The organism is Stenotrophomonas sp. CFBP 13724, assembly GCF_014841975.1.
GTDB lineage: Bacteria > Pseudomonadota > Gammaproteobacteria > Xanthomonadales > Xanthomonadaceae > Stenotrophomonas > Stenotrophomonas lacuserhaii.
Genome location: NZ_JACYUW010000001.1, coordinates 1787569 through 1801810 on the forward strand (window position 1 = coordinate 1787569; position 14242 = coordinate 1801810).

12 protein-coding genes are annotated in these 14242 nt (G+C 66.1%); 3 read left to right on the forward strand and 9 right to left on the reverse strand.

Annotated elements, in window-relative coordinates:
- Positions 1–65: 65 nt before the first annotated feature.
- From moeB to ndk, 8 genes are all read right to left on the reverse strand, one after another.
- Positions 66–1202, reverse strand: coding sequence for a molybdopterin-synthase adenylyltransferase MoeB (gene moeB, locus IFT63_RS07830; RefSeq protein WP_192083756.1), 1137 nt, complete (start codon positions 1200–1202; stop codon positions 66–68).
- A 345-nt stretch (positions 1203–1547) separates the two neighbouring features.
- Positions 1548–2945 carry a ribosome biogenesis GTPase Der gene (der, locus tag IFT63_RS07835; protein WP_042615370.1) on the reverse strand — a complete coding sequence of 466 codons (1398 nt, stop codon included), beginning with the start codon at positions 2943–2945 and terminating at the stop codon, positions 1548–1550.
- A 16-nt stretch (positions 2946–2961) separates the two neighbouring features.
- Positions 2962–4167, reverse strand: a complete 1206-nt coding sequence (bamB, locus tag IFT63_RS07840; protein ID WP_192083757.1) for an outer membrane protein assembly factor BamB — start codon at positions 4165–4167, stop codon at positions 2962–2964.
- Positions 4167–4805: a tetratricopeptide repeat protein gene (locus IFT63_RS07845; RefSeq protein ID WP_192083758.1), complete on the reverse strand. Its 639-nt coding sequence runs from the start codon at positions 4803–4805 to the stop codon at positions 4167–4169. The genes bamB and IFT63_RS07845 overlap by 1 nt, the downstream gene beginning before the upstream one ends.
- Positions 4806–4885: 80 nt before the next feature.
- Positions 4886–5764 carry a RodZ domain-containing protein gene (locus IFT63_RS07850; protein ID WP_192083759.1) on the reverse strand — a complete coding sequence of 293 codons (879 nt, stop codon included), beginning with the start codon at positions 5762–5764 and terminating at the stop codon, positions 4886–4888.
- Between the two features lie 6 nt (positions 5765–5770).
- The gene (locus IFT63_RS07855; RefSeq protein ID WP_192083760.1) at positions 5771–6580 is read right to left on the reverse strand and encodes a tetratricopeptide repeat protein; all 810 of its coding nucleotides are present in this window, start codon (positions 6578–6580) and stop codon (positions 5771–5773) included.
- Complete coding sequence (rlmN, locus tag IFT63_RS07860; RefSeq protein ID WP_042615375.1) at positions 6567–7784, reverse strand: 23S rRNA (adenine(2503)-C(2))-methyltransferase RlmN; 1218 nt, start codon at positions 7782–7784, stop codon at positions 6567–6569. Before rlmN ends, IFT63_RS07855 begins: the two co-directional genes overlap by 14 nt.
- Positions 7785–7793: 9 nt before the next feature.
- Complete coding sequence (gene ndk / locus IFT63_RS07865; protein WP_042615376.1) at positions 7794–8219, reverse strand: nucleoside-diphosphate kinase; 426 nt, start codon at positions 8217–8219, stop codon at positions 7794–7796.
- A gap of 246 nt (positions 8220–8465) precedes the next feature.
- On the opposite strand from ndk, the gene IFT63_RS07870 reads away from it, so the two are divergent.
- From IFT63_RS07870 to IFT63_RS07880, 3 genes are all read left to right on the forward strand, one after another.
- Entirely contained in the window at positions 8466–9146 is a 681-nt protein-coding gene (locus tag IFT63_RS07870) for a TetR family transcriptional regulator (protein WP_192083761.1), read from the forward strand.
- Positions 9147–9172: 26 nt separating this feature from the next.
- The gene (locus IFT63_RS07875; protein WP_192083762.1) at positions 9173–11545 is read left to right on the forward strand and encodes a 3-hydroxyacyl-CoA dehydrogenase/enoyl-CoA hydratase family protein; all 2373 of its coding nucleotides are present in this window, start codon (positions 9173–9175) and stop codon (positions 11543–11545) included.
- A 74-nt stretch (positions 11546–11619) separates the two neighbouring features.
- Positions 11620–12828: an acetyl-CoA C-acyltransferase gene (locus IFT63_RS07880; RefSeq protein ID WP_042615379.1), complete on the forward strand. Its 1209-nt coding sequence runs from the start codon at positions 11620–11622 to the stop codon at positions 12826–12828.
- 527 nt (positions 12829–13355) lie between these two features.
- Here IFT63_RS07880 and galU read toward each other — a convergent pair.
- Complete coding sequence (gene galU, locus IFT63_RS07885) at positions 13356–14240, reverse strand: UTP--glucose-1-phosphate uridylyltransferase GalU (RefSeq protein ID WP_192083763.1); 885 nt, start codon at positions 14238–14240, stop codon at positions 13356–13358.
- Between the last annotated feature and the right edge of the window lie 2 nt (positions 14241–14242).

Below are 14242 nucleotides of genomic sequence, written 5' to 3' on the forward strand. Positions count from 1 at the left end.
TCGGCCTCATGCGTTGATCGCACCTCCGTAGCGCCGAGCCACGCTCGGCGAGCGCAGCGGGCGGATCAGCGACCCGCGCAGAACGCGGCGTAATCGATGTAGCCGGGGAAGTCCCGGCCGGGGGCGCAGACCGCGCAGTGTGGATCCGGCGACAGCCGGGTTTCGCGGAAGCGCATGTCCAGTGCATCGAAGCGCAGCAGCCGTCCGGTCAGCGGCTCGCCGATGCCCAGCAGCAGCTTCAGTACTTCGGTGGCCTGCAGCACGCCGGCCAGGCCGGGCAGAACGCCCAGTACGCCTGCTTCGGCGCAGTTGGGGGCGAACTCCGGCGGCGGGGGCTGTGGGAACAGGCAGCGGTAGCACGGCGCCACACCGCGCTGGCGGCCGGCATCGAACACGCTCACCTGGCCGTCGAAGCGCTCGATGGCCGCGTATACCAGGGGCGTGGCGTGCTTGATGCACGCATCATTGAGCAGGTAGCGCAGCGGGAAGTTGTCCGAACCATCCAGCACCACGTCCACACCTTCCATCAGCGCGTCGATGTTGGCCGCAGTGGCGCGCTCGGCGATGGCTTCGACGGCGATGGAGGGATTCAGGGCCAGCAGGCGCTCGCGCGCCGAGTCGACCTTGAACTGGCCGACGCCGGCTTCGGTATGCACGATCTGCCGGTGCAGGTTGCTGCGCTCCACGCGGTCGTCGTCGACGAAGCGAAGCTGCCCTACTCCGGCGGCGGCCAGGTAGAAGCCGGCCGGCGAACCCAGCCCGCCAGCGCCCAGCACCAGCACGCGCGAACGCTGCAGCAGGCGCTGCCCGGCCTCACCGACCTGCGGCAGCAGCAGGTGGCGCGAATAACGGTCATGGAAATCACGGTCTTCGGCGGTGCCGGACGGCTGCACCAGCGGCAGTTGCTGCGCACGCCAGGCCACTGTGCCGCCGGTTACCGAGGCGACGTTTGCATAACCCGCCGCGTGCAGGAACAGCGCAGCATCGGCAGAGCGTTTGCCGGTCTGGCAGATCAGCAGGATGTCTTGATCCTGGTGCGGCAGGTGCGCGGCCGGATCGGCCTGCAGGTCAGCCAGGGTGATGCCACGTGCGCCTTCGGCCATGCCGCCGGCGCGCTCGAGCGGCTGGCGTACGTCGATCAGCACGGCGCCTTCGGAAAGGCGCTGCAGGACGAGTCCGGGGGAGATTTCGAGGATGCGCATGGCCGCATTATCGGCCATGCACATCGGGTCGGCACACTGCCGCTGCGCTCGCCGACCGTGGGTCGGCGCTACCGGGGGTTGGCTTGGTAGCGCCGAGCCATGCTCGGCGGAATCTCTCCGCACACGGCCCGCTGCGCTCGCCGACCATGGGTCGGCCCTACCGGGGGGTTGGCTTGGTAGCGCCGATCCATGCTCGGCGGAATCTCTCCGCACACGGCCCGCTGCGCTCGCCGACCATGGGTCGGCGCTACCGGGGGGTTGGCTTGGTAGCGCCGATCCATGCTCGGCGGAATCTCTCCGCACACGGCCCGCTGCGCTCGCCGACCATGGGTCGGCGCTAGCGGGTCAGCGACCCTTGACGTGCTTCATCAGGCGGCGCTTGGCCTTGACCTGGCGTTCGGTCAGCGGGTTCTTCTTGCCTTCATAGGGGTTGGTACCCTCGCGGAAGATGAACTGCACCGGCGTGCCGACCAGCTTGAAACGCTTGCGGAAGAAGTTTTCCAGGTAGCGCTTGTAGGTCTCCGACAGTTCCTTCAGGCGCGTGCCGTGCACGATGAAGGTCGGCGGGTTGGCGCCGCCCGGATGCACGTAACGCAGCTTGGACACATGCCCACGGATGGTCGGCGGCGGATTGGCGGTGTAGGCCATTTCCAGCGCCTGGTTCACTTCGCTGGTGCTGAACTGGTGGTTCGCCGAATCGTGCGCGCGGTGGATCGCGTTGAACAGCTCACGCAGCCCGGAGCCGTGCATCGCCGAGATGCGCACCGATTCGGCCCACGGCACGAAGCCCAGGCGCAGCGACAGCTGGGTCTCTGCCTGCTCACGCTGGTAGTCGGTCAGTCCGTCCCACTTGTTGATCGCGATGACCAGCGCGCGCCCGGCATCCAGCACCGCACCGAGCACGGTGGCGTCCTGGTCGGTCACGCCTTCATGCGCGTCCAGCATCAGCACCGCGACCTGGCACTGTTCGATGGCCTGCATGGTCTTGACGACCGAGAATTTCTCCACCGCTTCGTCCACGCGGCCACGACGGCGCAGGCCGGCGGTGTCGATCAGACGGTAGTCGCGGCCCTCGCGTTCCAGGTCCACCGAGATCGAATCGCGGGTGGTGCCCGGCACTTCCGAGGCGATCATCCGCTCCTCGCCGAGGATGCGGTTGACCAGCGTCGACTTGCCCACGTTGGGGCGGCCGACGAAGGCGATGCGCACGCGGTTCGGATCGTTGTCCATCTCTTCGGCGCTGCCCTCTTCAGGCAGGCGCTCGACGATTTCCTCCAGCAGATCGTCCAGGCCCTGGCGATGCGCCGCCGAGACGGTCAGCATCTCGGCAAAGCCGTAGCGCGAGAACTCCGCACGCACGGTGTGCTCGTCGGTGCCGTCGATCTTGTTGATCAGCAGCACCTTCGGCTGCTGCTGCTTGCGCAGCCAGGCCAGGATGTCGTCGTCCAGCGAAGAGGTGCCATCGCGCGCATCGACCACAAAGACGATCAGATCGGCTTCTTCGGCGGCGGCACGGGCCTGGCGCGCGGTGGCGCCGGCCAGGCCTTCTTCTTGTTCGGCGATGCCGCCGGTGTCCACGATCAGGAAGTGATTGTCCTCGTCCAGGCGACAGACACCATAGTTGCGGTCACGGGTCACGCCGGGCTGGTCATGGACCAGCGCGTCGCGGGTGCGCGTGAGCGCATTGAAGATTGTGGACTTGCCGACATTCGGCCGTCCGACCAGGGCGACCAGGGGCAGCATCGCGTTTACTCCGTGATTAATTGGCCAACCGGAAAGCGGTCAGCTTGCCTTCGACGTTCTGCACCAGCAGGACCCCGTCGGCGACTATCGGTTGGGCCTTGACGGTCCCGCCGGTCTTTGCCCGGGCGGCCATCGCGCCATCGGACTGTTGCAGCCAGTGAACGTAGCCGTCGAAATCGCCGACAACCACGTAATCGCCCTGCAGGGCCGGGCCGGTCAGCTGGCGCCGGGCCAGTCCGGTCTGCGACCAGCTGGCCGCACCGCTCTGCTTGTCCAGGCCGAACACACCGCCCTGGTTGTCGGTGACGATCACGTAGGACGAGGACAGCGTGACGCCGCCTGCTCCGCCGTGATCGCGCGTCCACAACGGACGCCCGGTCGGACCTTCGATGGCGATGGTCTGGTTCTTGAAGCTGCTGGCGTACAGCGTGTTGCCTTCCAGCACCGGCGCGCCGTCGACGTCGGCCATGCGATCCAGTTCGGTACGCCCTTCCGGGTTCCCGACCACCTGGTCCCACAGGGTGCGGCCATCAGCTGCGCCCAGCGCAGCCAAGGTGCCGTCGTCGTTGCCGACGAAGACCACGCCCGGGCCCTGCACCACCGGCGCGTTGCCGCGCACGGTCAGCATCGGCAGTTCGCGCGGGTTGAACCAGCGCTGGGTGCCGTTGGTGGCGTCGAAGGAGGTGATGCGGCCGTCATTGCTGCGCACGAACACCATGCCCTGGCCGACGGCCGGGGCCGAGATCACTTCGCCCGGCACCTTGGCGCGCCACTTTTCGGTGCCGTCAGCGGCATCCAGCGCGATCACCTGGCCGTCCAGCGTGCCGATGACCACCAGGCCCTCGCCCACGCCCGGACCACCGGAAAGGCGCAGCTTGGGCTTCTTCTTTTCCTTTGCCGGCTCATAGGTCCAGACCTTCTTGCCGGTCTGCAGATCGATGGCATGCACGCCGCCGGTGATGGCAGCGGCATACACGCGGCCGTCGGCGACTGCCGGACCCTGGCGCACGCCGATGCGATCCTCGCCCTTGCCCAGGTTGACCGTCCACAGCTTGTCGACCTTGACGGTGGCATCGAACTTCACCAGTTCCACCGGCTCCTGCAGTTTCTTGGCTTCGGCGTCCTTGCCGGCGAACCAGCCCTTGACCGTGCTGCAACCGGACAGCGCCATGCCGAGCATGGCAACCGTGGCAACCCGCTTGAGGATGACCATCTGACTCATTACACCGACTCCTCAGTCGCCGCGACGGTGCCGCCGGCGTCCATCAACTTGGTTTCCAGCAGGCGCCGCTGCGGCGCTGCCACGTCCAGCGTCTTCAGCGCTTTCTCATACTGCCCACGCGCTTCATCGCGCTTGCCGGTGGCCATCAGGGCATCACCGTGGATTTCCAGCGAACCGGGATCGGTGGCGTTGCCCAGCAGGGTGATCGCTTCGCTGCCCTTGCCGGTGGCCACCAGCAGGCGCGCGATGCGCTGGTCCACGACCTGCTTGAGGTCGCCTTCCACCTTCACCGCGCGCAGGGTCGCCAGCGCGTCTTCATCCTTGCCCGCTTCCACCTGCGCCTTGGCCAGCTGCAGCGCAGCCAGTTCGGAATAGATGTTGGACGGACCGGCGTCGAGCGCCTTGACCGCCTTGCCGGCGTCGTCGAGCTTGTTTTCCTGGATGCCCTTGAGCACCTTCTGGTATTCGACGTTGGCCGAAGCCAGCTTGTTGCCGTGCTCCTGCTGCCAGTAGCCCCAGCCCCAGATGGCACCCACGGCGATCACTACACCGCCGATGATGCTCAGGCCATTCTTCCGCAGCCAGGTGCGGACGCGTTCACTTTGTTCGTGCTCGTCGAGCAGGTCATCGATCGCCATGCGTACTCTCGCCCTACCCGAGCCGGAGACAAGCTCGCCGGGGAGGACTGTTCAATGGGTTGTGGATTCCGGTCCGGGCCTCAGTTTGAAACCGGGACCACGGAGCCCTCAGAGGATACCGTAAAGCGTGCGACGTTGGCTCGCCGATACGGGCCAAGGTCGATGATGGCGCCGTTCTGCTGAACCTGGACCTGCGCGGCATTGCCCAGCACCACCCGGCCAACCTGGCCCGGGGTGAAGCTGCGCGACTGGCCGGCCTGGACCAACGCCTTTTCCACCGTGCTGCCATCCGGCGCGGTGATCTCCACCCAACTGTCGCCGCTGAACTGAAGGCCGAGTGCGCCCTTGGCCATGGCCGGTGGTTCGGTGGGCGCCGCAGGCCGCGGCACCGGCGTCAGCGAGGCCATGTAGGGCTGCGTGACAGGACGCGCTGGTGCGACGGCCGGGGCTGCAACGCCGGGGGTGGCCGCATCGTCGTTGCGCGGCGGGGCCACGGCGACGGTGGCCGGAATCACATCCAGCGAGGCCGTGCTCGGCCCCTGCCCATCGGCATCCAGATGGCTGCGGGTGGCGAACCAGACCGGCACCGCCAGCGCGGCGGTGATGCCCACGTACAGCAGACGCCGGCCAACGCTCTCGGCAATCCGGCGCGCACGCGGCGTATGGGTGTGGCTGACCAGGGTGGGCGGAACGATCGGGCCGACCTGCGCCTGCTCCAGCACCTCGCCAACGTCCACGCCCAGCAGGCGCGCATAGCTGCGCAGCTGGCCGCGGACGAATACCGGCGCACCGAGCCGCTGCCATTGTTCTTCTTCCAGCGAACGCACCACCTGCGCCGGCATGTGCAGGCGCTGGGCCACATCATCAAGCGTCAGTCCTGCCGCTTCACGGGCTTGGCGCAGGCGTTGGCCACAGCCGGCGGCCGTCTCGAAAGCGTTCACGGTCTGGTTGTCAGTCACAGTGCTTCAACCCTTGGAATTGAGGTCCGCTTCCTGCGGAAATTCCTGTCGAATCCGCTGCTGGTAGCGCTCAGCGGCTCGCTGATCACCCAGTCGCGTCTCTATTTGCGACGCCAGTTGTAACACGGAACGCGTTGGCGGTGCAGCCGCGAGCCGGCGCTCGGAGAACGCGCGCGCTTCCATGTAACGGCCATTGTCGAAGGAAAGCTGGGCCATGGCATCCAATGCCTGGGCATCGCGCGGGTCCTGTGCGAGCGCCGCGCGCAGGTAGCGCTCGGCAGGCACCGGCTGCTTGGCCCGAAGCGCACACGCACCCGCATTGGACAAGGCAACGCCGGGACTGGAATAACCGGGCGCTGCGATGGCGCGCTCGAACATGCCGAGCGACGCTTCGGCGTTGCCGTGGTCACACATCCAGGCCGCGTAGTTGTTCAATACATCGCCGCGCTCGGGGGCCTGTGCCACGGCGCGCTGCAGCAGCTCACCGGCACGCGGACCCTCGCCACGACGGTCGGCGATGGCAGCCAGCAGCAGCAGCGCGTCGGGACGATCGGGAATGAGCTTGAGCGCGGCACGCGCGCGCTTTTCCGCAGCGTCCAGCTTGCCGGTGCCGAAGTCCGAGCCGGCAAGGGTCAGCTGGCTCTGGTACTGGTGCAGCTTGCGGATACGACCATCATCCTGGGCAACGTAGGTGGGGGCCACCGCCAGCTGCGCCTTGGGCAGTTTGACGCCCTTGGAACCGCTGTTGCAGGCGGCCAGCGCCAACGCACACAGCGTAGCGAGGGCCAGGATCCACGCGCGGTCAGGCCGCTGCATCGCGCCCGGCGCCTTCCTTGATGGCCTTGTCGAGCGTCTTGTTGAACTCGGCCTGGCGGCGGGTGCGGTCCATCACCTGCCCCTTCAACTGGCCACACGCCGCATCGATGTCGTCACCACGCGTGCGACGCACCATGGTCAGCACGTTGCTGTCCAGCAGGATGGTCTGGAACGCGCGGATCTGCACATCGTCGGAGCGCTCGTAGCGGGTGCCCGGGAACGGATTGAACGGAATCAGGTTGATCTTGCCCGAGCCCTTGGCCTGCACCGCGTTGTCGAACTGGCGCATCAACCGGGCCAGTGCACGGGCGTGCTCGGGCTGGTCGTTGATGCCCTTCATCAGGGTGTATTCGAAAGTCACCGATTCGCGGCGCTTGTTGGCGCGCAGGTAGCGCGCACAGGAGGCCATCAGATCGGCGATCGGGTATTTCTTGTTGAGCGGCACCAGCGTCTCGCGCAGCTCGTCGGTCGGCGCATGCAGCGAAACGGCCAGCGACACGTCGCTTTCGGTGGACAGCCGGTCGATCTGCGGCACCAGGCCGGAGGTGGACAGGGTCACCCGCTTGTTGGCCAGGCCGTAGCCCAGGTCATCGCGCATCACGCTCATGGCGCGCACGACGTTGTCGAAATTCATCAGCGGCTCGCCCATGCCCATCATCACCACGTTGGTGAGGCGACGCTGCTTGTGCGGGATGTTGCCCAGGTGGCGCGCGGCCACCCACACCTGGCCGATGATCTCGGCGGTGGACAGGTTGCGGTTGAAGCCCTGCGTGGCGGTCGAACAGAAGGTGCAGTTCAGCGCGCAGCCGACCTGCGAGGACACGCACAGCGTGCCGCGGTTCTTGTCCGGGATGTAGACCGCCTCGATGGCGTTCTTGCCATCGGTGCCCATCGCCAGCAGCCACTTGTGGGTGCCGTCGGCGGACGGTTTTTCGAACACGATGTTCGGGACGAGGACCTCGGCATGTTCCTGCAGCTTGGCGCGCAGGTTCTTGCCGAGGTCGGTCATCTCATCGAAGTCGGTGACGTAGTGATGGTGGATCCACTTCATCACCTGGTGGGCCCGGAACTTCTGTTCGCCCAGTTTCTCGACGAAAAAGCGCTCCAGGCCCGCGCGATCAAGGTCGAGCAGGTTCTGCTTGCCAGCCGTGGGTGCCGACTTCGGCAGCGGCTGGATGGCGGGTGTCTGTACGACCTCGTTCACGTCGACCTCTTAGCGGGAAACCACTTCGGTAGCGGCAAAGAAATAGGCGATTTCGTTGGTGGCGTTCTCGACCGAGTCCGAGCCGTGGGCGGCGTTGGCATCGATGGATTCAGCGAAATCGGCGCGGATTGTGCCCGGCGCAGCTTCCTTCGGGTTGGTGGCACCGAGCAGGTCACGGTGGGCCAGCACGGCGTTCTCGCCTTCCAGGGCCTGGATCATCACCGGGCCGGAGATCATGAACTCGACCAGTGCGTTGAAGAACGGACGCTCGCGGTGCACGGCGTAGAAGCCTTCGGCTTCGCGGCGCGACAGCTGCTTGTACTTGGCGGCGACGACCTTCAGGCCAGCCTTCTCGAAGCGGGCGTAGATTTCACCGATGACGTTCTTGGCAACGGCGTCCGGCTTGATGATCGAAAGGGTGCGCTCCAGCGCCATGGTGGTATCTCCGAAAGTCCGGGCCACTCAAGGCCCGAGGGTAACATGAAAAAAACCCGCGTCAAAACGCGGGCTTAGCCTGATAAACGTGCGCGGATTGTAACGCCTCGCTCCCCTCCACGGTAGCCCTGGCCATTCATGTGAGACGTGGCTGAACGCCGCCAACAACATGCTGCGGCGCACAATGCGCTGGCCCGTAGGCGGGTCTAATATCAAACAATCGTTTGATTGAACCTGTCCCGCCCCATGGCCAAACCTGCTCACTTCTCCACCAAGGACCGCATTCTCGGCGCTGCCGAGGAGCTGTTCGCGCTGCATGGCTTTGCCGGGACCTCGCTGCGCCAGGTGACCACCCAGGCCGATGTGAACATCGCCGCGGTCAACTACCACTTCGGCTCCAAGGAAAACCTGGTCAACGAGGTGTTCCGCCGGCGCATGGACGAAATGACCGCAGCGCGCATGGGCCAGCTGGAAAAGGCGCGCGCCGAGCATCCCGGCGCGCTTCGGCCGGTGCTGGCTGCCTTCGTCGAACCGGCACTGGCGATGGCCCAGGACCGGCAGAGCGGCGGTGCCTTCGTAAGGGTGATCGCCCGCGCCTACGCCGAAAAGAACGACAACCTGCGCCGCTTCCTTTCCGACCACTACGGGCACGTGCTGCGCGATTTCGGCCGTGCCATCGCCGGTTGCGTACCGGGGCTGAGCAAGGAGGAGCTGTACTGGCGGCTGGACTTCCTGGCCGGCTCGCTGACTTACGCCATGGCCGACTTCGGCCTGATCAAGCGTCCCGCCGGTGTCACCGAAGAAGCCCATCGTGCACAGGCCGCCCAGGAACTCATCCACTTCGCCGAGGCCGGTTTCCGCGCCGCGGCACGCAGTGAAGGCAGCCCCACGCCTTCGACCCCTGCCCCCTCCCTTTCCACCCAGTAACTGCTGACCAACCAAGGCTTATCGACATGTCCAATTCCCTGCCAGTCCGCCGCGCCGCCGTGCTGGGTGCCGGCGTCATGGGTGCCCAGATCGCCGCCCACCTCACCAACGCCGGTGTCGACACCGTGCTGTTCGACCTGCCCGCCAAGGAAGGTCCCGCCGACGGCGTGGTGATCAAGGCGATCGCCAACCTGACCAAGCTGAGCCCGGCCCCGCTGGCCAGCAAGTCCTACGCCGAAGCGATCACCCCGGCCAACTACGAGACCGGACTTGAGCAGCTGCGCGACTGCGACCTGATCATCGAGGCCATCGCCGAACGGATGGACTGGAAGCAGGACCTGTACAAGAAGATCGCCCCGTTCGTTGCCGACCACGCCGTGCTGGCCTCCAACACCTCCGGGCTGGGCATCAACAAGCTGGCCGACGTGCTGCCCGAGCAGCTGCGCCACCGCTTCTGCGGCGTGCATTTCTTCAACCCGCCGCGCTACATGCACCTGGCCGAACTGATCCCGGCCACCACCACCGATGCCTCGGTGCTGGAAGCCTTGGAAGCCTTCCTGGTCACCACCCTGGGCAAGGGCGTGGTGTACGCCAAGGACACCCCGAACTTCATCGGCAACCGCATCGGCGTGTTCTCGATCCTGTCCACCATCCACCACACGCAGGAATTCGGGCTGGGCTTCGATGAAGTCGATGGCCTGACCGGACCGCTGGTCGGCCGCCCGAAGTCGGCAACCTACCGCACCTCCGACGTGGTTGGCCTGGACACCATGGCGCACGTGATCAAGACCATGGGCGATACCCTGCCGAATGATCCGTGGCATGAGTTCTTCAAGTCGCCGAAGTGGCTGGACGCGCTGATTTCCAAGGGCGCACTGGGCCAGAAGACCGGCGCGGGCATCTTCCGCAAGGTCGGCAAGGACATCGTGGTGCTGGACCTGGAAAAACAGGACTACCGCCCGGCCGACCGCGCCGCAGCACCGGAAGTGGTCGAGATCCTGAAGATCAAGAACCCGGCCGAGAAGTTCGCCAAGCTGCGCGAGAGCCAGCACCCGCAGGCGCAGTTCCTGTGGGCGACCTTCCGTGATCTGTTCCATTACAGCGCCTACCACCTGGCCGATATCGCCGAGACCGCGCGCGATGTTGATCTGGCCATCCGCTGGGGCTACGGCTGGTCGCTGGGCCCGTTCGAAACCTGGCAGGCCGCCGGCTGGAAGCAGGTCGCGCAGTGGATCGCCGATGACATCGTGGCGGGCAAGAGCATGAGCAGCGCGCCGCTGCCGGACTGGGTGTTCGATGGCCGCGATGGCGTGCACGCCGCCGAGGGCAGCTACAGCCCGTCGCGCAACGCGAAGCTGCCGCGCTCGGCGCTGCCGGTGTACCAGCGCCAGCGCTTCCCCGATCCGCTGCTGGGCGAGAAGTTCGCTCCGGGCGAAACCGTGTTCGAAAACGACGGCGTGCGCATGTGGCACGACGGCGACGGCATCGCGGTGGTCAGCTTCAAGACCAAGATGAACACCGTTTCCGACCACGTGCTCGATGGCCTGCAGGAGGCGATCAAGCGCGCCGAGCAGGACTTCCAGGGCCTGGTGATCTGGCAGCAGAAGGAACCCTTCTCCGCCGGTGCCGACCTGGCTGGCGCGCTCGGCCTGCTGCAGGCCGGCAAGGTCGAACAGTTCGAAGAAATGGTGCACAACTTCCAGCGCACCAGCCAGGCGATCAAGTACTCGCTGGTGCCGGTGGTGACCGCCGTGCGCGGCCTGGCGCTGGGCGGCGGCTGCGAGTTCCAGATGCACAGCGCCAAGAGCGTGGCCTCGCTGGAAAGCTACATCGGCCTGGTCGAGGCCGGAGTCGGCCTGCTGCCCGCCGGCGGTGGCCTGAAGGAACTGGCGGTGCGTGCTTCGCAGGCGGCCGGTCCGGGCGGTGATGTGTTCGCCGAACTGAAGAAGACCTTCGAAACCGTGGCCATGGCCAAGGTATCCAACTCGGCCGTCAACGCCAAGGAACTGGGCCTGATGCGCGCCACCGACAAGGTGGTGTTCAACAGCCATGAGGCGCTGTACATCGCCAAGGCCGAAGTGCGCGCACTGGCCGAAGGCGGCTATCGCCCGCCGATGCCGGCGCGCCGCATCCAGGTCGCTGGCGACGTGGGTATCGCCACCTTCAAGATGATGCTGGTCAACATGCTGGAAGGCCGCTTCATCAGCCCGTACGACTACGAGATCGCCGTGCGCATCGCCACCGTGCTGTGCGGTGGCGAAGTGGATCGCGGCACGCTGGTGGACGAAGAGTGGCTGCTGACCCTGGAGCGCAAGCACTTCGTCGAACTGGCCCAGCAGGAGAAGACCCAGGCCCGCATCGCGCACATGCTGAAGACCGGCAAGCCGCTGCGCAACTGATCGCCCCTCCCTGCTTTCGGTGGGTGCCGACCGTTGGTCGGCACTCCTGCTAAAAATTTCGAGAGATCACTGCAATGACCAAGCAAATCCAGGACGCCTACATCGTCGCCGCCACCCGTACCCCGGTCGGCAAGGCGCCCAAAGGCGTGTTCCGCAATACCCGCCCCGATGACATGCTGGCCCACGTACTTCGCTCCGTGGTCGCGCAGGCGCCGGGCATCGACGTCAACCGCATCGACGATGCGATCATCGGCTGCGCCATGCCCGAGGCCGAGCAGGGCATGAACGTGGCCCGCATCGGCGTGCTGCTGGCCGGCCTGCCGGACACCATCGCTGCGCAGACCGTCAATCGCTTCTGCTCCTCCGGCCTGCAGGCGGTGGCGATGGCCGCCGACCAGATCCGCCTGGGCAATTCGGACCTGATGCTGGCAGGTGGCACCGAGTCGATGTCGATGGTGCCGATGATGGGCAACAAGATCGCGATGGCACCGAGCGTGTTCGACAACGACCACGTCGCTATCGCCTATGGCATGGGCATCACCGCCGAGAAGGTCGCCGAGGAATGGAAGGTGTCGCGCGAAGAGCAGGACGCCTTTGCCCTGGCCTCGCACCAGAAGGCGATCGCGGCGATCCAGAACGGCGAGTTCAAGGACGAGATCAGCCCCTACGACGTGCGGACCCGCCAGCCGGATCTGGCCGACGGTCGCCGCATCATCACCCGCGACAAGGTGGTGGATACCGATGAAGGCCCGCGCCTGGATTCGTCTGCCGAAGGCTTGGCCAAGCTGCGCCCGGTGTTCCGCAACGGCCAGTTCGGTGGCACGGTGACGGCCGGCAACTCCTCGCAGATGAGCGATGGCGCCGGTGCGGTACTGCTGGCCTCGGAGCAGGCGATCAAGGATTACGGCCTGACCCCGCTGGCGCGTTTCGTCAGTTTCTCCGTGGCCGGTGTACGCCCGGAAGTGATGGGCATCGGCCCGATCGCCGCGATTCCCAAGGCCCTCAAGCAGGCCGGCCTGAGCCAGGACCAGCTGGACTGGATCGAGCTCAACGAAGCCTTCGCCGCGCAGTCGCTGGCGGTGATCCGCGATTGCGGCCTGGATCCGTCCAAGGTCAACCCGCTGGGCGGGGCGATCGCGCTGGGCCACCCACTGGGCGCGACCGGTGCGATCCGCACCGCGACCCTGCTGCACGGCCTGCGCCGTCGCCAGCAGAAGTACGGCATGGTGACGATGTGCATCGGCACCGGCATGGGCGCGGCGGGCATCTTCGAATCGCTGTAAGGGGTCTGTGGTTGCCGGGGCTGCGCCCCGGCAGCCTGCTTCTTTTTGAAGCAACGGCAACGGCAACAGCAGAGGCTGTGGGTCTGTGCGTTTGGCGGGGCGGGGTGGGTTCGCGGGAATCGCCGTGAATCCATCCATGGAGGCTCGCCATCCGCATCCATGCGGATGAGCGTTCCCGCGAACCCACCCCGCCCCACCCCTGACAGGTCCATGGGGGCCTGTGGTAGCGCCGACCCATGGTCGGCGGATGGTGGGGAATAGGAAAAAGGGGTCGAAAAGGGGTCAGGGTCCTTTCGCGCAGCGAAAGGACCCTGACCCCTTTTTTATTATTTACGTGGCTGGCGGCCACCGGAACCTGTCGAGGGTCGGGCGGTGGGGCTGGGCGGGGGCGTTGAGTGCCATGGATGGCGCGAAACGAGGCCCGCATGGACGCAGTGTTTGCCGTCCCCCGACCAGCCCCACCGCCCGGCCCACCTCGCAGCTAAAGCATTAGCCACCAGCCACGAGGGGCCCAGCCGCTCGCCGGATCAATCCTCTTCCGCAAGCATTTCCTGCAGCTTCTGCCGTGCCGGCTTGGCCAGCTTCTTGCTGTTCAATGCGAACCGGATGGTAGCTTCCACCAAGCCCAGGTGCGTGCCGCAATCGAAGCGCCGGCCTTCAAAACGATAGGCATCCACCGGCTCGCTCTTCAGCAGGTCGGCAATGGCGTCGGTCAGCTGGATCTCGCCGCCGGCACCGGTACCGGTCGATTCCAGCAGCTCGAAGATCTTCGGGCTCAGCACATACCGGCCGACTACGGCAAGGTCGCTCGGCGCGTCTTCCGGCTTGGGTTTTTCCACGATCGCCGAGATGCGGCCATGGCTGCCATCGAAGGTCTCAGTGGCGACGATGCCGTAGCTGGCGGTCTGCTCGTGCGGCACGTCTTCCACGGCGATCACACTGGCCCCGGTGGACGCATTGAGGTCGGCCATCTGCTTCAGGGCGCCGTCGCCACGGTTGTAGATCAGGTCATCCGGCAGCAGCACCGCGAAGGGCTCATCGCCGATGATCTCCTTGGCGCACAACACGGCATGGCCAAGGCCCAGCGCTTCAGCCTGGGTCACGAACACCGCGCGCACCCCGTTGGGCAGCACGTGGCGGACCAGCTCAAGCTGTTCGGTCTTGCCGGCGCGCTCGAGCTTCTGTTCCAGCTCGTAAGCCTTGTCGAAATAGTCGGCGACGGCGTGCTTGTAGCGGTTGGTGATGAAGATCAGCGTGTCACAGCCGGCTTCGATGGCCTCGTCGACCGCGTACTGGATAAGCGGACGATCAATGATCGGCAGCATTTCCTTCGGAACCGTCTTGGTTGCCGGCAAAAAGCGCGTCCCTAGCCCTGCCACTGGAAAAACTGCCTTTCTGATTCGCTTGCTCATCG

Bases quoted from the DNA above. Each gene is read 5' to 3' on its own strand.
- moeB (WP_192083756.1), bottom strand. From the start codon at position 1,202: ATGCGCATCCTCGAAATCTCCCCCGGACTCGTCCTGCAGCGCCTTTCC.
- der (WP_042615370.1), bottom strand. From the start codon at position 2,945: ATGCTGCCCCTGGTCGCCCTGGTCGGACGGCCGAATGTCGGCAAGTCC.
- bamB (WP_192083757.1), bottom strand. From the start codon at position 4,167: ATGAGTCAGATGGTCATCCTCAAGCGGGTTGCCACGGTTGCCATGCTC.
- IFT63_RS07845 (WP_192083758.1), bottom strand. From the start codon at position 4,805: ATGGCGATCGATGACCTGCTCGACGAGCACGAACAAAGTGAACGCGTC.
- IFT63_RS07855 (WP_192083760.1), bottom strand. From the start codon at position 6,580: ATGCAGCGGCCTGACCGCGCGTGGATCCTGGCCCTCGCTACGCTGTGT.
- ndk (WP_042615376.1), bottom strand. From the start codon at position 8,219: ATGGCGCTGGAGCGCACCCTTTCGATCATCAAGCCGGACGCCGTTGCC.
- IFT63_RS07870 (WP_192083761.1), top strand. From the start codon at position 8,466: ATGGCCAAACCTGCTCACTTCTCCACCAAGGACCGCATTCTCGGCGCT.
- IFT63_RS07875 (WP_192083762.1), top strand. From the start codon at position 9,173: ATGTCCAATTCCCTGCCAGTCCGCCGCGCCGCCGTGCTGGGTGCCGGC.
- IFT63_RS07880 (WP_042615379.1), top strand. From the start codon at position 11,620: ATGACCAAGCAAATCCAGGACGCCTACATCGTCGCCGCCACCCGTACC.
- galU (WP_192083763.1), bottom strand. From the start codon at position 14,240: ATGAGCAAGCGAATCAGAAAGGCAGTTTTTCCAGTGGCAGGGCTAGGG.